The sequence below is a fragment of the Nonomuraea sp. NPDC049750 genome (assembly GCF_040659625.1).
Lineage (GTDB): Bacteria > Actinomycetota > Actinomycetes > Streptosporangiales > Streptosporangiaceae > Nonomuraea.
On record NZ_JBFANB010000038.1, the window covers coordinates 1 to 17,607 of the forward strand.

23 protein-coding genes and 1 pseudogene are annotated in these 17,607 nt (G+C 67.7%); 8 read left to right on the plus strand and 16 right to left on the minus strand.

Annotated elements, in window-relative coordinates:
• The coding region (locus AB0J16_RS51230; RefSeq protein WP_358554184.1) for a helix-turn-helix domain-containing protein at positions 1–357 on the minus strand (357 nt) is incomplete at its 3' end.
• Between AB0J16_RS51230 and AB0J16_RS51235 the strand changes: the two genes are divergently transcribed.
• Both AB0J16_RS51235 and AB0J16_RS51240 read left to right on the plus strand, forming a co-directional pair.
• Positions 334–489 carry a hypothetical protein gene (locus AB0J16_RS51235; RefSeq protein WP_358554198.1) on the plus strand — a complete coding sequence of 52 codons (156 nt, stop codon included), beginning with the start codon at positions 334–336 and terminating at the stop codon, positions 487–489. The two genes, AB0J16_RS51230 and AB0J16_RS51235, sit on opposite strands and share 24 nt — an antisense overlap.
• A 25-nt stretch (positions 490–514) precedes the next feature.
• The gene (locus tag AB0J16_RS51240; RefSeq protein WP_358553911.1) at positions 515–1,234 is read left to right on the plus strand and encodes a helix-turn-helix domain-containing protein; all 720 of its coding nucleotides are present in this window, start codon (positions 515–517) and stop codon (positions 1,232–1,234) included.
• Positions 1,235–1,237: 3 nt separating this feature from the next.
• On the opposite strand, the gene AB0J16_RS51245 is transcribed toward AB0J16_RS51240, so the two are convergent.
• Positions 1,238–1,777, minus strand: a complete 540-nt coding sequence (locus tag AB0J16_RS51245) for a 2'-5' RNA ligase family protein (protein WP_358553913.1) — start codon at positions 1,775–1,777, stop codon at positions 1,238–1,240.
• A 365-nt stretch (positions 1,778–2,142) separates the two neighbouring features.
• Here AB0J16_RS51245 and AB0J16_RS51250 point away from each other — a divergent pair, with 365 nt between their 5' ends.
• Positions 2,143–3,429, plus strand: coding sequence for a hypothetical protein (locus AB0J16_RS51250; RefSeq protein ID WP_358553915.1), 1,287 nt, complete (start codon positions 2,143–2,145; stop codon positions 3,427–3,429).
• A gap of 45 nt (positions 3,430–3,474) precedes the next feature.
• Here the strand turns inward: AB0J16_RS51250 and AB0J16_RS51255 are convergent, their stop codons facing one another.
• From AB0J16_RS51255 to AB0J16_RS51265, 3 genes are all read right to left on the minus strand, one after another.
• Positions 3,475–3,732 carry a winged helix-turn-helix domain-containing protein gene (locus AB0J16_RS51255; protein WP_358553917.1) on the minus strand — a complete coding sequence of 86 codons (258 nt, stop codon included), beginning with the start codon at positions 3,730–3,732 and terminating at the stop codon, positions 3,475–3,477.
• A gap of 475 nt (positions 3,733–4,207) precedes the next feature.
• A complete protein-coding gene (locus tag AB0J16_RS51260) occupies positions 4,208–4,702 on the minus strand; it encodes a DinB family protein (RefSeq protein WP_358553919.1) in 495 nt (164 codons plus the stop codon).
• Positions 4,703–4,736: 34 nt separating this feature from the next.
• Positions 4,737–5,399, minus strand: coding sequence for a methyltransferase domain-containing protein (locus AB0J16_RS51265; protein WP_358553921.1), 663 nt, complete (start codon positions 5,397–5,399; stop codon positions 4,737–4,739).
• Positions 5,400–5,516: 117 nt separating this feature from the next.
• Between AB0J16_RS51265 and AB0J16_RS51270 the strand changes: the two genes are divergently transcribed.
• Complete coding sequence (locus tag AB0J16_RS51270) at positions 5,517–6,104, plus strand: XRE family transcriptional regulator (RefSeq protein ID WP_358553923.1); 588 nt, start codon at positions 5,517–5,519, stop codon at positions 6,102–6,104.
• Between the two features lie 244 nt (positions 6,105–6,348).
• A pseudogene (gene rpsO / locus AB0J16_RS51275) lies at positions 6,349–6,662 on the plus strand (30S ribosomal protein S15).
• A gap of 50 nt (positions 6,663–6,712) precedes the next feature.
• On the opposite strand, the gene AB0J16_RS51280 reads toward rpsO, so the two are convergent.
• Positions 6,713–7,141: a DUF4440 domain-containing protein gene (locus AB0J16_RS51280; protein WP_358553925.1), complete on the minus strand. Its 429-nt coding sequence runs from the start codon at positions 7,139–7,141 to the stop codon at positions 6,713–6,715.
• 74 nt (positions 7,142–7,215) lie between these two features.
• Here AB0J16_RS51280 and AB0J16_RS51285 point away from each other — a divergent pair, with 74 nt between their 5' ends.
• Both AB0J16_RS51285 and AB0J16_RS51290 read left to right on the plus strand, forming a co-directional pair.
• A complete protein-coding gene (locus tag AB0J16_RS51285; protein WP_358553927.1) occupies positions 7,216–7,587 on the plus strand; it encodes a helix-turn-helix domain-containing protein in 372 nt (123 codons plus the stop codon).
• Positions 7,521–8,135, plus strand: a complete 615-nt coding sequence (locus tag AB0J16_RS51290; protein ID WP_358553929.1) for a substrate-binding domain-containing protein — start codon at positions 7,521–7,523, stop codon at positions 8,133–8,135. Before AB0J16_RS51285 ends, AB0J16_RS51290 begins: the two co-directional genes overlap by 67 nt.
• Before the next feature lie 147 nt (positions 8,136–8,282).
• On the opposite strand, the gene AB0J16_RS51295 is transcribed toward AB0J16_RS51290, so the two are convergent.
• The 7 genes from AB0J16_RS51295 to AB0J16_RS51325 form a co-directional block, all read right to left on the minus strand.
• Positions 8,283–8,603 carry a GYD domain-containing protein gene (locus tag AB0J16_RS51295; RefSeq protein ID WP_357655454.1) on the minus strand — a complete coding sequence of 107 codons (321 nt, stop codon included), beginning with the start codon at positions 8,601–8,603 and terminating at the stop codon, positions 8,283–8,285.
• Positions 8,604–8,739: 136 nt separating this feature from the next.
• Entirely contained in the window at positions 8,740–9,000 is a 261-nt protein-coding gene (locus AB0J16_RS51300) for an RICIN domain-containing protein (protein WP_358553931.1), read from the minus strand.
• Positions 9,001–9,137: 137 nt separating this feature from the next.
• Positions 9,138–9,317 carry a hypothetical protein gene (locus AB0J16_RS51305; protein WP_358553933.1) on the minus strand — a complete coding sequence of 60 codons (180 nt, stop codon included), beginning with the start codon at positions 9,315–9,317 and terminating at the stop codon, positions 9,138–9,140.
• Complete coding sequence (locus tag AB0J16_RS51310) at positions 9,314–10,045, minus strand: DUF4328 domain-containing protein (protein ID WP_358553936.1); 732 nt, start codon at positions 10,043–10,045, stop codon at positions 9,314–9,316. The genes AB0J16_RS51305 and AB0J16_RS51310 overlap by 4 nt, the downstream gene beginning before the upstream one ends.
• A 327-nt stretch (positions 10,046–10,372) precedes the next feature.
• Entirely contained in the window at positions 10,373–11,047 is a 675-nt protein-coding gene (locus AB0J16_RS51315) for a hypothetical protein (protein ID WP_358553939.1), read from the minus strand.
• Between the two features lie 181 nt (positions 11,048–11,228).
• A complete protein-coding gene (locus AB0J16_RS51320) occupies positions 11,229–12,908 on the minus strand; it encodes an aromatic amino acid ammonia-lyase (protein WP_358553942.1) in 1,680 nt (559 codons plus the stop codon).
• A 229-nt stretch (positions 12,909–13,137) separates the two neighbouring features.
• A complete protein-coding gene (locus tag AB0J16_RS51325; RefSeq protein ID WP_358553945.1) occupies positions 13,138–14,574 on the minus strand; it encodes an MFS transporter in 1,437 nt (478 codons plus the stop codon).
• A 73-nt stretch (positions 14,575–14,647) separates the two neighbouring features.
• Here AB0J16_RS51325 and AB0J16_RS51330 point away from each other — a divergent pair, with 73 nt between their 5' ends.
• Complete coding sequence (locus tag AB0J16_RS51330) at positions 14,648–15,406, plus strand: TetR/AcrR family transcriptional regulator (protein ID WP_358553948.1); 759 nt, start codon at positions 14,648–14,650, stop codon at positions 15,404–15,406.
• Positions 15,407–15,621: 215 nt separating this feature from the next.
• Here AB0J16_RS51330 and AB0J16_RS51335 read toward each other — a convergent pair whose 3' ends face one another.
• From AB0J16_RS51335 to AB0J16_RS51345, 3 genes are all read right to left on the minus strand, one after another.
• Positions 15,622–16,440, minus strand: a complete 819-nt coding sequence (locus AB0J16_RS51335; RefSeq protein WP_358553951.1) for a phosphatase PAP2 family protein — start codon at positions 16,438–16,440, stop codon at positions 15,622–15,624.
• Positions 16,441–16,542: 102 nt separating this feature from the next.
• Complete coding sequence (locus AB0J16_RS51340) at positions 16,543–16,803, minus strand: hypothetical protein (protein WP_358553954.1); 261 nt, start codon at positions 16,801–16,803, stop codon at positions 16,543–16,545.
• Positions 16,800–17,606 carry a phytanoyl-CoA dioxygenase family protein gene (locus tag AB0J16_RS51345; protein ID WP_358553957.1) on the minus strand — a complete coding sequence of 269 codons (807 nt, stop codon included), beginning with the start codon at positions 17,604–17,606 and terminating at the stop codon, positions 16,800–16,802. Before AB0J16_RS51345 ends, AB0J16_RS51340 begins: the two co-directional genes overlap by 4 nt.
• Between the last annotated feature and the right edge of the window lies 1 nt (position 17,607).

Consider the following 17,607-nt stretch of genomic DNA (forward strand, 5'->3'; position numbering starts at 1 on the left):
GGCATGTCCATCGAGATGCGTGACACCGACGAGGACGTCTTCCGCGCCGCGGAAGAGCTCGGCATCGATCTGTCCCGGCGTGAGCCGAGCAGCGTCGAAGAGATCTGACCGCTTTATGACTTCTGGGCGCCTGGTAACTCCTGGGCGCCCAGAAGCGCCTAGCGACTTCTGGGCACCGGCGAGTTCGAGATAGATCTCCTCGCGCGTGCCGAAATAGCGCACCACATTGGACTTCGCCAGCCCGACGGCCGCCGCCACGGCGCACAGGCTTACCGTGCGTACGCCCGACCGCAGGGCGAGCTCGCGTGCGGCGGCGAGGATCGCGCGTTCATCATGCGCAGGATCTTCACCCCGCACGACCGCAGGGAGCAGATCATGCGCACCGTGATGCTCCGCCTGATGAACCGGCCGGGCCTCGGGCAGGCCATGGGCAGAATAATGAAGGGCCCAGACTTCACGAACAAAGAGTTCGACGTCGCCGCCGTGTGACGAGCCATGGAAGAGGACGACTCCGGTGAGCCAGCTGATCGAGCACCAATCGCGCAAAGCCGCCCGCATCCTGGACAGCGCGCGCGAGTTGGTGCTCGACCACGGCGTACGCAAGGTCACGGTCAGCGAGATCGCCCGTACGGCCGGCGTCGGCAAGGGCACCGTCTACCTTTACTGGCCGGCCAAGGAGGACCTCATCCTCGGGCTGTTCGCCCGCGAACTGCTGACCCTCGTGGACGAGATCATCGCCCGCATCACCGCCGACCCCGCCGTGGTGCAGCCGCGCCGCCTGGCCCCGCTGCTGATCCGCACGGCGGAGAGACTCCCGCTGGCGGGTCGCCTCTACGGCGGCGACCCCGACCTGCTGCGGCTGCTCACCCAGCAGGCCGGCGACCGCGAGTTGTTCGCCCGCACCAGGCCCAGCGCGCTGTGCAACGCGGTCATGCCGATCCTCCACCGCTACGGCCTCCTCCGCCATGACCGCCCCTGGCCTGACCAGGCGTACACCGTGCACGCCGTGCTCACCGGATTCGGCATGGCCATGTCCGACCCGGCGACGGCCACGCTCGGCGTCGACGACCCTTACGAGATCCTCGCCGACACCGTGGCCCAGCTGCTCGAACCGCCGGTCGCTCCGGGCGAACCGGCCATCACCGCGGCCGCCGCCGACACCGTCGCCGTCTTCCGCGAAACCAGGGACGCGGTGCTGGAGCTCATCGAGCGCAGCCAGGTCACCGGAGAATGACGATCATCCGAGCAACGGGAACTCGGCGTGTTGGTGCCAGCGGTGGCCGTCGCTGACGAACAGGCTGACCGACGACACGTGGGCAGTGACCGGCAATCGTGGGGTGATCGCGGCTTCCACCTCGTGGAACACCTGGTCCTGCTGGCCGTGGGCGACCGTCAGGTGCGGGATGACCTCCGCGAACTGTCCGCCGTACGGTGGCGCTTCGGGCCATCGCGCCGCGACGGCCTCGGTCAGGGCACGGAACGGCTGCTCGGGCGTCGGCGCGAGGTAGAGCACGCCAGGGAAACGCCGGCACTCGTCGAAGCGGACGGCGAACGGGCTGTGCGCGCCGATCAGCGCGGTCAAATCGTCGATGACCGCGGGCCCGATGCGATCGATGTCGAGGAAGGGAACAAGCACCGTCACGTGCGCGGGAATCCCCGCGTTCGCGGAGGAATCAAGACGCCGCCGCCAGCTCCCGACCAATGGCTCGGCTTCCCGCACCACGGCCAGCAGAGCCGTCTCGCCTACTCGGTACTGTCCTGAAGCATCATCCGACATGGCCGGATGATCTCGAACTACTCGGCAGATTCGCCACCCATATTCCGGCCACGGCCTACCTCGAGGTAGCTGCGACGCCGAGACGGTGAGCGCGGAGCCAAGCCCATGCTGGTCCGCCGTGTCCTGCGATCCCGGACCATGCCCGGGATCGCTATTGACAGAATCAACCAGCCCTTAACTTCACGCCCTTGGCCTAAAGCGGTGCGTGAAACCCAGCTTTAGGGGGTGACTGGTAGTGGATCAGCTGCTTCACAGTGGGGGTCGGGAAACCGATCCAACGCAGCAGGATCATCCGGGCTTCCGAGATTCCGCATCCCATGCGACGACCGCTGAGAACGCTTGCGGACCAGGTGAACCTTGATCATGTGCACGGCGTCGTATTCGTTGTGGATCTTGCCAGGGCTCGTGGGCTGCGCGTCGCCGCCGCAGCCGTCACCCTATTGTTCACTCTCGGTGGTCTCGATCAGCTGGCTATGCCCGCGCTGCCGATGCCCAAGGACGCGGCGGCCTCCGTCGAGGAGATCGCTGAGCGACTGCGGGGCCGCGCGAACGATGACGTCGACCGCGGCCTGGAGGACATCGGCGTCACCTACGCGCCCTACGCACTGAGCTTGAACACCCCTTTGTTGCACTGGTGCTGGCCGGGACAGGGACAGGGCGTCGAGGCACGGCTGCCACCCGAGGGCGTGCCCGGCTACACCGCGCAATTGCGCGCTGGGGAGGTGGCAAGGCCGTTGGAGGTACGGTTCTGGATCACCTCGCCCACGCAGGCGACCCGCTTGGTCGCGGCAGCCCGGCGCGGCACCGAGCAGTGCGATGATCGCCCTGACTATGCGCTCAGCGAGGTGGCCGATTTCGACCGCTGGGGATGGCGCGGCATGCAGGCCCTGGTCACCACGGAGAACTGGACGGAGTATGGCGACTCGGGCGCCAGGGCGACGATCGTGGCCGCCCGTGGCGCGCTGCTGGCCGAAGTGTCGTGGGACTGGGAATTCGAGGCGGGCGGCCTACCGGGTCGGCCGCCGCTGCTCCAAGGCGCCGCCGTGGCAACGTCCGTGCTGGCCGCCGTAGGCGGTGCTCCCACCAGCCCCGCACCGGCCGGCGCCGCCCCCGCGGCCTCAACAGCGATGGCCGCGGCTCTGCCCCCGCCGTCCGTGTACGGCGAGGACATGGCGCCGTGGTCGAGCCCTACTGATGCCGACCATGACTGGATCTGCTCACTGGCTTTCAACGAGAACGTGTACGGCAGCGCGCCCGCCATCACGCGTCGCCTGATCGGTGAGGTCTCCGTCCGCGAGGACGTGCTGTTCCTGCCCGATGAGCAGAGCGCCGAGCAGGAGCGCGTCCGGCCACTTCTTTGGGCCGGACCAGGCAAGAGCGGGGGAAGGAGCTGCGACTTCCGCGACGCGGTCTTCAAGAATGTCCGCCCCCGCGTCGAGCCCTTCACCAGGGGCCCATGGATTGGCGAGATCGAGACCTTGGCCGCCGGTCAGGACTCTGTCACGCACGTCGCGGTGTCCGTACGGCGGAGTTCTACCGTGGTCTATCTGCGCTGGCAGGGCCCCTCCGGGACCGATCCGGCCGCCGCTCTGCGCAGAGGCCGCGCCGCCCTCACTCACACACTCGATCTCCTGTCCACCGCCGGCGGCTGAGGCCGTTGACCCGGGCATCCTCACACGGCAGTTGCGGGCCCCCGATCACTGGCCTTCGACCGCCTGACGCTCCTCTGGGGTGGTCACGAAGCTGCCCATGCCGGGTTCGGTGCGGATCAGGCCGTCCGCCCGCAGAGCCCGCATGACCTTCTGACCAGTGGCGTTGGCGATGCCGAACTCCTCAATGAGTGCAATAAGGGACGGGATGCGCTCGCCGGCCTTGTACTCACCCGTGCGGATGCGCACCACGATGATCGCGTGGACTTGCCGCCACCTGGGCTGATTCGCCTTCAACTCCACCACCCATGAACGGTAGGAAGCTGTTGCGTGCCATGGCGATGGACGGCGCGCTATAGCGCGCTATAGCTTTCACAGCTTAAGATGCGGCCATGACTCCTCCGGAGATCGCCCCTGACCGGTGTATCAGTCCGCATGTGGCGATGGCGGAGCGCGACCATGTCCGCCTGGAGTGGCACGTCTCCGGCCTCCGCATCCACAGGACACGATCGCTCGCCTGGACATGCGACTGCCGCGCCACGGTGTACGAACTGTGCGCCGGGGGCGGTCAAGCCTTCATCCGCCGCACTATCCAACTCGACGACGGCCCCCAGATCCACGAAACTGCCCGATCGTCGACGAAGGAAGCATGGGGAGTCTGGACGGCTCTGCTGACAGGAACTGCCCGGTAGGCGCGCGTGGCGGCGTGAGATCCGGAGTGACTGGTACGTCCGCCCCGGGTCATCAGCGGTCGTGAGCCGCTCGGCAAGGGCCCGGCTGGTCAGCGGCCGGTCGATCCGTCGATCTGCTCGCGGAGGATGTCGGCGTGGCCGGCGTGCCGGCCGGTCTCCTCGATCATGTGCGCCAGGACCCATCGCATCGATGGCGCCGGCCCTGGGCGCGAGGGTCGCGGGGCGGGAAGGGCCAGGTCCAGGCAGGCGTCGATGACCTGGTTCGCCCGCTCGATGGTCTTCCGGTAGTCGGCGAGTACGCCGTCGACGGTGTCCTGCGCGGACGGCCGCATGGTCGCGGGCCAGTCGCCGGCATCCTCCCCGAGGAAGTAGAACCGTTCGACGAACGCCAGGTGCTTGACCAGCCCCAGAAGGTTGGTGCCCGAGGGCACTGCGGCCGTACGGACCTGCGGTTCCGGCACGCCCGCGACCTTGTCCGCGATCGCGTTCCGCAGATAGTCGAGGAAGCCCCGCAGGGTGGCCTTCTCGTCGGCGCCGGTCCGCGGCGGCGTGGTGTCCTTCGTCCGTGTTCTGGATCGCTGCATCGAGTCACTCCACTGTGGTTCAGGCGGTTGTGGTTCAGGCGGTTCGTTGGATGAGCAGGATGTTGTCGATGACAGTTGCGGTCTCACCTGCGGGTCCGGTGGCCTGGCGGCGGGGCATGTCGGCGCGCAGGACGGACCAGTGCGCGGGGTCGAGATCGAGTTCGGCGGCGATCTCGGTGGGTGTGGGGTAGTGGATGTCGGGGTCCTGGTTCCATGACCAGGGCGCGGTGGAGCCGTGGTCGACGATCAGCAGCAGACCGCCGGGGCGCAGGGCCTGTGCGGCGGTGCGCAGGACTTGGCCGCGGAGCAACGGGAACGGGGTCTGGAAGTACTGGGCGGAGACGAGATCGAACTGGCCGGCCGGGAAGCTTCTGGCCAGATCGTGCTGTTCGGTGGCGACCCGGTCCGCGATGCCGAGATCGCGGGCGCGTTCCCGTACCCGTTCGACGGCGGTGGTGGAGATGTCCACGGCGGTGACGTGCCAGCCCTGCTGGGCGAGCCAGATGGCGTCGCCGCCGGCGCCGCAGCCCAGATCGAGGGCGGCGCCGGGGCGCAGCGGCGCGGCGATCTCGGCGAGCAGCGGGTTGACGCGTGCGTCCCAGGTACGCCGGGTGCGGTAGTGCCGCTCCCAGAACAGCTCGGCGTCCTGATCGCCCGTAGCGTCGGCGGTGGGTTGTCGGTTTCGGGTGGAATCCATAAGGGTTGCCCCTTCGTCAGTCGTGATAGGCACTTTCGGCGCCCGTGATGTACGACAGCATCGCCACCGCCGCTTCCCGCTTGCAAGAAAAGTTGCGGATCCGCATTATCGGGAGGCATGAACAACCCCGCAGAAGACGTGTTGGCCGGAGTCGGGCCGCGTCTACGCGCCCTGCGCAAGGCGCGGAGCACCACGCTGGCGGCGCTGGCCGACGAAACCGGTCTCACCGCGAGCACTCTGTCCCGTCTCGAGAACGGCAAGCTCCGGCCTACGCTGGAACAGCTACTGCCTCTGGCCCGGGCGCACGGCGTCCCGCTCGATGATCTCGTCGCGGCGCCGCCCACCGGCGACCCGCGTATCCATCTGCGACCAGTGCGACGATCCGGACTGGTGATGGTGCCACTGACCAGGCGGGCCGGTGGCATACAGGCGTACAAGGTGATCTATCCACCCGCCGGCCGGGCACCCACGATGAACCTGCGGACCCACGAGGGATACGAGTGGTTCTACGTCCTCAACGGACACGTCAGGTTCGTGCTCGGCGAGCAGGAGTTCCGGCTCGGCGTCGGCGAGGCCGCGGAGTTCGACACCCACGTACCGCACTGGATCGGCAGCGCCGACAGCCAGTCCGCGGAGGTGCTCACCCTGTTCAGCGCGCAGGGCGAACGCGCCCATCTGGCACCGGCCAGACCATCGCAGGGATAAACCAGTTGTGCTTTGCGAGTCGACCGGCCAAGGATCGGCACGACGGTACGGCGAGCAGAAACGCCGACCGCCTTTCTGGATCGTGTCGCGGTACGGGAGGAGAGCCAGCATGTTTACCGACTCTGATCAATGCGGCAGGGAAAACCCCAGTCAGCGTGAGCATGCCCGGCGGCCCTGACACTTCGGGCCCCCGCTGCGGCGGCCTACCTGCGCGCGCTGACCGACCTCCAGAAAACAGGAGATCATGGCGCTGGAAGACGCGCGCAAGAAAGCGATCATCGCGGAGTACGCGACCTTCGAGGGTGACACCGGTTCACGTCAGCTTCTCGGCCGTAAACGACCGAGCTTGCAGCTCCTCGCCCTGAAGTGCAGATCGCGCTGTTGACCCATCGGATCGGCGACATCACCGCGCATCTGCGCATCCATCAGCTGGACCATCACAGCCGTCACGGGTTGCAGAAGCTCAACGGTCGTCGTCGGCGACTGCTGAAGTACCTACGTAACACCGACATCGAACGCTACCGACGCCTCATCCAACGGCTCGGCCTGCGCCGATGACACCTGAGCGGGGGGAAACGACCGCACTGCCGCCTCCCCCGGCTCACAGATCACGGTTGGCCGCCGGTTCCCGGTTTCACGCCGAAAGGGTTGTCGATGGCGTATCGCCAGCGCCCATCTTGCCCGCGTCGGGCGACATCGGTGGCGGTGCCCTCAATGTGTACGGGACGGCCGTCACGATCCGTCCCGTCGATGACCCAGTCGACGATCAGCAAGGCGATGTCGCCGGCGGTGTAGACGTGTCGCGGCCGAACCGTGATCGGCAGCCCGAGACTCAAGAATCGCTCATTGGCGGCATGGGCCTCCCGCCCGGTCAGCGGCGAGCCCGCCTCCGGGACGAACACCGCCCCGCTCTCATAGACTTCCGCCACCGCCTCCACATCCCCGGTGTTGAACCGCTCGGCGAACACCGCGGGCACGTCCTCGGGGCGTTCAGCAAGCTGCCGCATCATCGATGCATGTCCTTCCAGCAGGTACAAATCAGTCAGACGCGGCAACGCTAGGAGGCGCCCTCGTGACTCACCAAACGGTTGGCCACCCAGGTCGGCCAGGCTTGCCCGACGACCCTCGCGCCAACGTCACCGAACCCACCCCCTCCTGCCCGGTGGAGATCACCCTCGCGGCTCTGCACGGCCGCTGGACAACCCTGGTGATTCGCGAATTCCTGCAAGGAGATCGCACTTTCACCGAACTCCGCCATGCCCTGCCCGCGCTGTCGGACAAGGTCCTGTCCGATCGGCTGGCGCACCTGACGGAAGCCGGTGTGCTCGCTCGCCACCGTCAGCCTGGCTGGCCGCCCCGGGTCTCCTACACACTCACCGCAGACGGGCGCCGCCTCGGCCCCGTTCTGCAAGCCCTATGGGATTGGGGCGCGGAGCACCAGCCGTCGAAGAGCTGGCCACCGCGCTGGCGGCCTACGGTCTGACGCTGGTCACCCATCTCGCGGCGGCACACGGCCGGTCACTGCCCGACGTGTGCGCTGCAGTCGACGCCTCCGTGGTCGTCGGCTTCTCCTCCTTCGACCAGGACACCGTCCAGGCCCTGCACCGGGCCGGCGCCGATCTCGTGCTCCCCTCCGAGCCCGAGGACGCCTCTCCCATGCGACACTTGGGCCGCCTGCAGGCCGAGCTCGAACCTCCCGTGGCGCTGACCGTACACCTGGAGATCGCCAGCGCGGCGCAGGCCATCACCGGATGGCGCGAACAGGCGGTGACGGGTGTCTGCGCCTTCAACGACGAGACCGCGCTCGCCGTACTCGCCGGCCTGCACGACCACGGCCTCGCCATCCCCACCGACATGGCCGCCGTCGGAGCCGACGACATTCCCACGGCACGTCTGGCGGTCCCGCCGCTCACCACCGTCTGCTGGGACCTGCACGACGTGGCCCGACACCGCGCCGCGACGATCGTCACCAGCCTCGCCGGAGCAAGTCAGGTCTCAGCAGGTGCGCCGTATCGTTGTTCACGCGCGTAAACACGCTAAAAGCAAGCATCGTGGAGACGGCCAGACGTGGCCCCCGTAACGAGTCCGCAAGGATCGGCCCGTCACCACGTTTCCGCTGGTGACGGGCCTCTAGGACCCGTCCGGTTGGTGCCCGCTCCCCCGGCCTGGACAGATCTGTCAGGCGCCAGGAGCCCGGTATGCCACCTCCATCCGCGCGGCATCGTCGATCTCCTCTGGCGTCAGCAGGACCGCCGTCTTCGTTCGCACCGCCCCGGTCGCCGATATCGTGAGCCCCACAGCGGCCGAAGCCGCGTTGCTCGGCAGCTCGACGATCACATACGTGTCCGTCTCGCCGAACGCGAAATACATCTGCTCGACCCGCCCGCCGACGCTTTCCGCCATGCGCTCCACCGCTTGCCGGCGTCCGGTGCCGCCATCTCGCAGCACTCCTTTGAGGCCATCCGCGGTGTAGGTCGCCTGGATCATGTACTTGGGCATGGTTGAGTCCCTCTTCTCGTACCGCCACCCTGCGCTGGGGCGGCCATTGCGGTCACGAGGTCGAAATTCTCGACTTAGGGCGACGGTAATCCCGCCCGCTGTACTGGTTTTCCCCTGCTGAAGGCTTTGTGGGGGCTCAGCCGTAATAGTCGCGGATTTCCCAGAAGCGGGAGGGGTGGCTGTCGCAGGTGTACTGGACGGCCTCGACGTTGTTCTCGGTGCTGACGCCGCCGGCGATGGTCAGGCACTTGCCGGTCTGCCAGTTCACGAGCTGGACGTTCGACGCGGCCCAGACGGCCGTGGCCGACGGCGCGGCGGATGCCGGGGTGGCGGTGGTCGCGCCGAGGGCGAGGAGGGGAGCGATGACGGCTGCTGTACGAAGGATGTGTGACTTCATGTGACCCAGCGTGCTGGCGTGGGGCCGGCATGGCCTGAGTACCTCGTACTCAATGTGCGTGCCCTGGGCGGGTTGCTCTGGAACCGTCCCCCCGTCCCCCTGCCCTGCCGGTTAGGGGGGAAATGTACTGCCGCGCCTCACACCGCGCGGTTGCAGCCCGATTCGCCGTCGGACAGCACCATGGCCGCTTGCGGCGATGGCTGTTGCGGCTTGCGGATCACGGTGTCCGCATGCGCGGGAGTGATGCCCAGCGCCAGCACGGCGACCAGGCCGGCGGTCAAAGCGGCGGCACGGCGAGTCCAGGTACGGGTCTTCATACGGCTCTCCCAATCGGCCGATGATCATGACAGTACTGTGCACCAGCATCAGTGCCATATCCCTGATCGTCCACCCCAGAATGGGCGAGTGGCCGCAAGCGGACAGGCCCTCGCTGTTCCTCCTGGGCCTCGGTTATCTTGCGGATGACGCCGATCGCCAGCACGGCCGCGATGAGCATCAGCACGATGCTCACCACATCGAACCGCGCAGCAGCGGCCAGCGACTCCAACTCGTCGGCCCTGAACAGCAGGCGGCTCCCCAAGCTGGTCACCCAGGTGCCGATCAGCCAAGCCGCCCACCAGGCGTTGAACAGCCCCCGAGGAGGCGAGGGGACGCGGGAGGAGGCGTACCAGATGTCGTCCACGATCTGCTTGGGGAACCAGAAGTTGACGATCGGCACCACCCAGCCGAAGATCAGCCACGGCTGGCCGCGCCGGTGGCCGCCGGGTGAAAGGATCTCGGCGTTCGCCCTGACCTTGAACAACCACACCAGGAACGCCACGATGGCCACGACGTAGACGACCGCCTCGAGGATGCCGGACAAGCCGTAGACGAGGTCGGCCGTGTCGATCTCCGCCTCGGGCACGGAGTCGAGGTCAACGACCATGCGGTCCACGAATGAGGCGTACCAGAGGTCGATCCCGGCCGCGACGATGCCGACGAGGGAGTCGCACACCAGAGCCACCACGGCGAAGATGGCGACGCCGCGGACCGGACGTAGGGGCATCGGTGGCGGGTAGCCCGGGTGGGAGGGGGGTGGCGGATACATGGGGTGGCCCCTTCAGAATGGGGAGCGAATCAACATGTCGGGCCAAGACCCAGGAAAGGACCATTTGTCCTCGTCATGAAGCTGGACTTTCGGTATTCGTCACGGTGAAAGCGGGCCCGTCACTGTCGGGCGCTGGAACCTCACGTATATCGGAGCTTCGCCCGCGATCACCCTGCCTGTGGCGTTCTACCAGCTCTAGTAGTTGAAACCAACCCATTTAGCCACGCGGCCTAGCAAGCTACGTCCGTTCAGGTGTCTCCCAGAAGACCAGCCGGGCGTGCACAGTCAGTTCCGCGCCAGGAGAAACCTCGCCGCCAGTTCGTTGGCCAACTCAGCAATGCCTCGAGAGCCATCGACCTCCAGCAGCGGCAAATCCTGCTTGAGAGCCTGGCGTCGTACCTCGTCGTCCCAGAGCTCGTCGCGGCCCAGCCGATTCGCCATCGCCTCGACGTGGTCGCAGTTTCCCCAGTTTGCTCGCGCTCGGGCTGGGTCAGCGAATCGAGTGCCCAATGCATGGCGCCGGAATTCAGGCGTTGGCCGCAGGAATACAGCTTGCTCACGCCACTTCAGCAATGGTGCGACGTGTTCGGGCAGGGTACGGAAATCATCGACCAGCACTGGGCGGTCGGTTGGCAGGGTGAGCAGGTCTTCGATGACGAGTCCGATGGTCTCGCCGTGCAGACTGGGCATGCTCTGGAAGATCTCTTCCGGCGTGCGGCCCGTCCATCTCTGTTCCAGAGGCGTTTGCAGCAGCGCGCACATGTACGGATGTCGCTGCGGGGAACACCGCTGGATGTAGTGACGTTCGGCCAGATCGCCGTCATAAACGACCACGTCATAGCGTTCGGCCAAGACCTGGCTGAGGGTGCTCTTGCCCGCGCCGGCACCTCCGGCGATCCAGCGGACATGCGCGAGCCGACGGACGAGATCAGCAAAGTCATGTTCGTTCAGGCTGGTCATGCCCGTCAGTCTCACAAGATTGAGCAACTAGAAACAGTCTTGTTCTCGTGTCCCTTGCCGGTGAAGACTGAAGGAGAGGGACGGTTCGTACATGCCGCCGTCCGATCCGCCGCTGACGCCCGCAACCCCGTAGCCGCGGTCACCCGGCCGCCCGAGGAGACGGACAGTCGCGCCACTCGCATCACCCCGCGACGTACGGCACCAGATGCTGGTTGTGCACCAGCCAGATGGCCCGCTCCAGGTCAGGAGTGAGATAGCGGTCATCACCCAGGGGCGTGATGTACTCCCTGAGCTCCGCCAGCAGGGTCCGCGTGCCGGTGCCGAGCGGCAGGCCGGACATCTGCTGCGCGATGAGGTCGATTCCCTGAGCGGACATCAGGTACTGGACCGCCAGGACGATTTCCAGCCGGTCGAGGTTCTCGTGCAGGTGCCGGACCGAGGCCATCGCCATCGTGTTGTGGTCCTCCTGCCCATCCTTGACCGGCCGGGACAGGGTGCCCGCGGGTGTGGCCCTGGCCTGCATCTCCGGGATCAGCGCGGCGGCCACCGTCTGCACCTGCACCATTCCGGAGTTCAGGCCGACCGTCCCGCCGACGAGATTGGCCGGCAGGCCGTAGCTCCACCTGGGGGACAGCAGCCGCCCCGACAGTTCCTGCGACAGCACCCCAATGTCGGTGATCTCCGCGTTCACGGTGTCGGCGAGGTGCCCCATGACGGAGCCGTCCCAGTTGCCGCCCATCACGAACTCGTACCCCGGCCCTTGGTCGCGCTTGAAGATCAGCGGGTTGGAGGTCGAAGCATTGGCCTCCCGTACCAGAGCCCGGCGCGTGTCGGCGAGCACCTGCCGCAGCCCGGCCATGATGTGCGGCGCCGCCCGCACCGACACCGCGTCCTGGACCCGCGGGTGGTAGTCCGCCGGATCGAGGCGCCGGCGGCCCTCTTCCGTCATCCAGCCCGAGCCCGCCACCATCGCGCGCAGACGCGCCGCGATCGCGTTCTGCTCGGGGATGCGGCGTTCTTTGTGGGTACGCGCGTCCAGCGATCCTTGCTCGGCCCTGGTCGCCTCCATGAACAGGGCGAAGGCGCCCTCTGCCTGGTCGGCGAGCACGGTGGCCCGGTGTACGGCGTCCATCAGCGTGGCGGCCAGGACCGTGCTGCCGCTGATGATCGGCAGCGCTTCCCCGGCCTGCAAGGTGAAGTCGCCGGCCAGCCCGGCCTTCGGCAGCAGCTCGGAGGCGGGTCCCTCCTCACCCCGGTAGCGCACCGGCGCGTCCTCGCCTATCGCCGCCAGTCCCGCCGCCGCCTGCGGCTGTAGGTCTCCGGTGCCAAGCGAGCCGATTTGCGGCATCCGCGGCACTACCCCGGCGTTGACCATGGCCAGCAGCCGCTGGGGCACCTCGGGGCGCACGCCGACCGTTCCTCGGGCCAGCTGGTTCGCCTTGAGGATCATGGCCAGCCTCACCACGTTGTCGGGCAGCGGCTCCCCGACGCCTGCGGCGTGGGAGCGCAGCACGTTGCGCTGGAACTGCTCCGCCTGCTCGGCCGTCAGCGGACGGTCCTTCAGCGGTCCGAGCGCCTGGTTCCACCCGTACACCCGCTGGTCGTCCAGGGCGGCCAGCGCTCCGGTTCGCGTCTGGTTCATGTGGGCCCACGCGTCCGCCGCGAGCCGCACGACGACGGGACGGCCTTCGAGGATCGCGAAGGAGTCGTGCAGAGAGAGCGAATCGCCGTCCAGCACCAGGTCCATCACCGGCGGCGCCGCCCCTGCTGGGGGCGGTTCGGGATCGGCGACCGCCTGCCCCGGCACGCACAGGGCGGCGAGCAGGCCCACACCGGCGGCCATTCGTCCTATATGGGTCATCACGTTGTCCCCCGGGGCGTCACGACGAAGATCAATGCCGCTCCGTTATAGCCACCGGACGCAGGAGAGCCAGAGAGGGCTCAACAGGGCTGGCTCAGCCTCGACCAGTCCTATGACCGGCACTTACTTCTTCGACAAGCCAAGCCCTGGGTCAATCGACCAGCCCGACCTCGATGAGCACCTCGCGCTCGCGCACGGTGAGGGGCGTCCAGCCGACGGGTTACGTGGCTCAGCCGTGGGCTTGTTGGGCGTGTTTGGGGAGCAGGCTGACCAGGAGGAGTGTGAGGAAGTAGAGGGCGGCCGCGATGACGAAGACGAGTTCGGCGGCGGCGGTATAGGAGCCAGTGGTGGGGTGGCCGGCGCGGGCGAAGAAGACCGTGCCGAGTGCGGCGACGCCGAGGGCTCCGGCGAACTGCTGGACCGCGTTGAGCATGCCCGCGCCAGTACCGGCCTCTTCGGGGGTGGCGTCGCCGAGGATGTAGTCGACCAGCGGGACGAAGATCAGGCCGGAGCCGAAGCCGGTGATCAGCAGTGCCGGGGCCAGGTTCCATGAGGTGATCGCGGTGCCGAAGTGCGCGACGGTCCACCACAGTGCGAGCAGGCCGGTGACGGCGAGGGCGAGGCCGATCTGCAGGGTGGCGCGGCCGAGTTTCTCGGCGAGGAAGGCGCCGGCCAGGCCGACGGCGATGGCCGTGCCGAGGGCCCAGGGGATCAGGGTGAGCCCGGCGTGGATGGGAGTCCAGCGCATGCCGAGCTGGAGCAGCAGGTTGATGACCAGGGTGAAGCCGCCCAGTGAGGCGAAGAACCCGCCGGTGATCACCAGGCCGACGACGAAGCTGCGCTTGCCGAACAGCGAGGGCGTGATGAGCGGGTGCCGGCTGCGGCGTTCGGAGACGACGAACAGCGCCAGGGCGACGGCGGCGGCGATCATCATGGCGTACGTCCACACGGGCCAGCCGAGCTCGCGGCCTTGGACGAGCGGGATGATGAGCAGGGCCGAGGCGGCGGTGAGCAGGGCCACACCGGTGAGGTCGAGGCGGACGGTGGCGTCCTCACCGCCACGGCGGGGCAGGACACGCCAGCCGAGCACGGCGGCGATGACGCCGATCGGGACGTTGATCAGGAAGATGGACCGCCACTGACTGCCGAACAGGTCCATATGCAGCAGCCAGCCCGCCAGAATCGGCCCGGCCACGGTGGCCAGGCCCATCACCGGGCCGAACGGGATCAGGGCCTTGCGTAGGTGCTCGGGCGGAAAGACGACCTTCACCAGGGCCAGGCCCTGCGGGATCATGACGGATCCGAACAGGCCCTGCAGGATGCGGGCGACGATCAGGAACGCGACGCTCGGGGCCAGACCGCAGGCCAGCGAGGCCAGGGTGAAACCGGTCATGCCGATCAGGAACAGCCGGCGGCGGCCGAGCAAGTCGCCCAGCCGCCCGGAGGTGACCAGGCCGAGGGCGAAGGCCGCGGTGTAGCCGGTGAGCACCCATTGCAGGGTGACCGGGCCGCCGCCCAGGTCGGCGCGGATGGAGGGCCCGGCCAGGTTGGCGACGCTGGAGTCGATCAGGTCCATGACGTCGGCGATGAAGACGACGGCCAGGACGGCCCACGCGTGCCGCAGGCTCAGCGTCGTCGCAGGTGGAGTGCGCTCATCTATATCCATGGAACACTGTTCTACTATAAAACGGTGCTCCATTCAAATGGAAAGGTGTTCTATTCGCTGGTAAGGTGACCCCATGAGGTCCACTCCCGAGCAGCGGCGCGCGGCCCGGCATCAGCAGCCCACCGACCAGGACACCGCCGCCCGCACTGCCGCGCCCGCCCGCCGCAAGCAGCCGATCACCGTCGACCTGATCGTCGACACGGCGCTGGGCATCGTGGCGGCCGAGGGATACGAAGCGCTGACCATGCGGCGTGTGGCCACCGCTCTCAAGACCGGGCCCGCGTCGCTGTACTTCCACGTGGTCAACAAGACCGACCTGGACGACCTGCTCATCGGCCGCCTCAGCGCCGCGCTGGTCCTCCCCGAGCCCGACCCGGCCACCTGGCGAGAACAGATCATCGGCGTGTGCGCGCAGATGCGCGACCAATACCTGAAATACCCCGGCATCTCCCGCGCCGCCCTGGCCGTCGTACCGACGAACCTGGAAACCCTGCGCGTCGGCGAGGGGCTGTTTTCGATCCTCCTCGCCGGCGGCGTACCGGCGCAGACCGCGGCCTGGGCCGGCGACGCCCTGACCCTGTACGTCAACGCCTACAGCCTGGAAGCCTCCCTGCGCACCACACGGCAGAGCGACAACACCGAAGCCGGCGGGGAAGGCGCCGACGATGAGTGGGTTCTATCTCGCGACGAGCTGCTGAACCGCTTCGCCGCCCTCCCCGAGGACCGATTCCCCAACACCAGGCGGCACGCGGCCGAACTGACCGCCGGCACCGGGCACGAGCGGTTCGAGTTCACCCTCAACCTGATGCTCGACGGCCTCACCGGACGCTGACCTCGGCGTCGTTCATATCGCTACGTGTTCACTCCAGTCCCGGCCTGCTCCGGCGAGTGCCGAGCAGGGGGCGGGCTGGTCGCCGGCAAGGGTGAGCAGCGTAGCCCCACCGGACCGTCAGCTGGAGTACCGTTTCCAGCCAGAGCCGTTCGAGTGTGTCCCACGTCGCGCGGAAGTCATCGGCTGTCCGCGTCGCGCGCGGCGGTACCACGTCGTCATCGCGCCATTGTCCCCATACCGCCGCGATCCCGAGCACGCCGGCGCTCGGCGAGGTGGTTCCACGCTGATACGACAACGATGGAGACGGCCAGCAACACGACGCTTCCGGCGATGTCGAGCACATAGTGGTTCCCCGTGACGAGCACGACTGCCATCATGCCCAGCGGAAAGATCCATGACAGCAACGCCCATCGCGGGTGGGAGGGCCGCAGCGCGCACCACACGGCGTACGCGCACCACAACGACCACCCCACGTGCATGCTGGGCATCGCTGTCAGGTTCTGGCCGTTCGCGATCTCTCGTGAGGCATGGCCGCCCAGGATGTCGTGCTCGGCGATGATGTCGACGACGCCCGGTAAAGCGAACCGTGGGGGCGACATGGGCAGCGCCCAGTAAACGGGCAGCACGAGAACGAGCATCGTGACGAGGGTCCGCCGAACCTTGACGTAGACCTCGGCATGCCGGACGAAGACCCACACCAGCACACCGATGATCGCGAGGTAGTACAGGCGGTAGTAGTACACCGCCGGCTGGATGAGGGCCGGATGCTCGGTCAGCCACTGGTTCGCCCTGAGTGCGATGTCCAGATGGACGGCCCGCTCTATGGACTGCACGGCCAGAGCGTTGGCGGTAGCGGCTGCGACGTCCTTCCCGACGACGGTATGAAGCCATGCGAAGAGCAGGATCACGAGCAGCAGAGCGGCCACTTCGACGAGTGGTGCGGGGCGCTCACCCATCTTCCCGACAAGTGCCGCCGATCGGGCACGAGCGAGCAGGCTCGATAATCGGCCTGCTGCCACCTCACGTGGGCTCACGCGGGTCACCCTAACTCACCGTTCCTGAGGTAGCCGCGCCGCTCCATGGGGGTGGCCGGGTCTCGCCTGGCCTCGGTCGCCCTCGCCGGCCGGGAAGCGCTATCAGGACAGTTTCTCGAAGAAGAACTCGTGCTTGAGAAACGACGTGTCGTATTCGTGCCCTGGGTACGGCGGGATCAGCTGCGACGCCTGGAACAGCCGCCAGCCGTCGCGCAGCGCGTCCACCCCCGTCTCGTACGGCGGTTCGTCCCCGTCACCCGCCGTCGGATCGGTACGCCCGGTGCCGTCGTAGCGGGACCATCCCACCACCGGCGCGTCGAGGGCGGAGGTGGCCAAGTAGAGAACGAGCACTTCTTGCTTCATGCGACCCTCCCGGGACGGTTGTTCACACGCGTGATCCAGTAGTCGATGTCGAACGAGGGATCCGCGGTCATGGCGCGCCACAGGAGTGCCCGATTGTGGAACTCCAGCCGGCCGGTTGCCTGCTCGTACCAGGGGAAACGCCTGCCCAGCTCGCCGAGGACGGCGGGGTCGGCGAGGTCGGAGGTGTCCCACAGGAGCACCTGCGGGACGGTGGGGTTGAACCGGATCTTGAACATGTACCGCCGGACCGCGCTGTCGTTGCGCCGGCCGCCGTGCCAGATGCCGTGGTGCAGCAGCATCACCGTCCCGGCGGGGCAGGTCAGCCGGGTCTGGCCGAGCAGGTTCTGGTAGCGGCCGGTGTCGCTCTCGTTGACGCGGCGCAGGTGGCTACCGGGCACCACGAGGGTGCCGCCCATGTCCGCGGTGACCTCGCGGGGGTAGTACATGAGCTGTACGTCGAAGGCGTCCACACGGGTGTCGATGATGGCGTCGGCGTGCAGCGGCTGGGCCTGTCCGTTGTACGGCTCGCGGATGTGCACGGCGTGGTGGTCGACGGTCGGGCCGGGCCCGACGAGGGAGTGCAGGGCCCCGGCGACCTGGGGCAGCTCGATGAGGCGGCGGGCGAACGTCCCCTCGGGGAATGCCTTGTCGATCGAGGTCCCGTACGGCAGGCGCGGGATTCCCGCCTCCAGTACGTCGATCGCCTGGTCGTTGAGCTCGTCCGGGACGACTCCGTCGAGCCGCAGGTAACCGGCGGCCACGAAGCCGGCCACCTGCGCGGAGGTGAGCAAAGTGGTTCTCATG

Coding starts and splice junctions, on each gene's coding strand:
- AB0J16_RS51340 (WP_358553954.1), bottom strand. CDS start 16,803: ATGAAGCAAGAAGTGCTCGTTCTCTACTTGGCCACCTCCGCCCTCGAC.
- AB0J16_RS51305 (WP_358553933.1), bottom strand. CDS start 9,317: ATGAAGACCCGTACCTGGACTCGCCGTGCCGCCGCTTTGACCGCCGGC.
- AB0J16_RS51320 (WP_358553942.1), bottom strand. CDS start 12,908: ATGACCCATATAGGACGAATGGCCGCCGGTGTGGGCCTGCTCGCCGCC.
- AB0J16_RS51310 (WP_358553936.1), bottom strand. CDS start 10,045: ATGCCCCTACGTCCGGTCCGCGGCGTCGCCATCTTCGCCGTGGTGGCT.
- AB0J16_RS51245 (WP_358553913.1), bottom strand. CDS start 1,777: ATGTCGGATGATGCTTCAGGACAGTACCGAGTAGGCGAGACGGCTCTG.
- AB0J16_RS51330 (WP_358553948.1), top strand. CDS start 14,648: ATGAGGTCCACTCCCGAGCAGCGGCGCGCGGCCCGGCATCAGCAGCCC.
- AB0J16_RS51295 (WP_357655454.1), bottom strand. CDS start 8,603: ATGCCCAAGTACATGATCCAGGCGACCTACACCGCGGATGGCCTCAAA.
- AB0J16_RS51290 (WP_358553929.1), top strand. CDS start 7,521: ATGGGATTGGGGCGCGGAGCACCAGCCGTCGAAGAGCTGGCCACCGCG.
- AB0J16_RS51315 (WP_358553939.1), bottom strand. CDS start 11,047: ATGACCAGCCTGAACGAACATGACTTTGCTGATCTCGTCCGTCGGCTC.
- AB0J16_RS51345 (WP_358553957.1), bottom strand. CDS start 17,606: ATGAGAACCACTTTGCTCACCTCCGCGCAGGTGGCCGGCTTCGTGGCC.
- AB0J16_RS51235 (WP_358554198.1), top strand. CDS start 334: ATGCGCAGGATCTTCACCCCGCACGACCGCAGGGAGCAGATCATGCGC.
- AB0J16_RS51265 (WP_358553921.1), bottom strand. CDS start 5,399: ATGGATTCCACCCGAAACCGACAACCCACCGCCGACGCTACGGGCGAT.
- AB0J16_RS51270 (WP_358553923.1), top strand. CDS start 5,517: ATGAACAACCCCGCAGAAGACGTGTTGGCCGGAGTCGGGCCGCGTCTA.
- AB0J16_RS51260 (WP_358553919.1), bottom strand. CDS start 4,702: ATGCAGCGATCCAGAACACGGACGAAGGACACCACGCCGCCGCGGACC.
- AB0J16_RS51325 (WP_358553945.1), bottom strand. CDS start 14,574: ATGGATATAGATGAGCGCACTCCACCTGCGACGACGCTGAGCCTGCGG.
- AB0J16_RS51300 (WP_358553931.1), bottom strand. CDS start 9,000: ATGAAGTCACACATCCTTCGTACAGCAGCCGTCATCGCTCCCCTCCTC.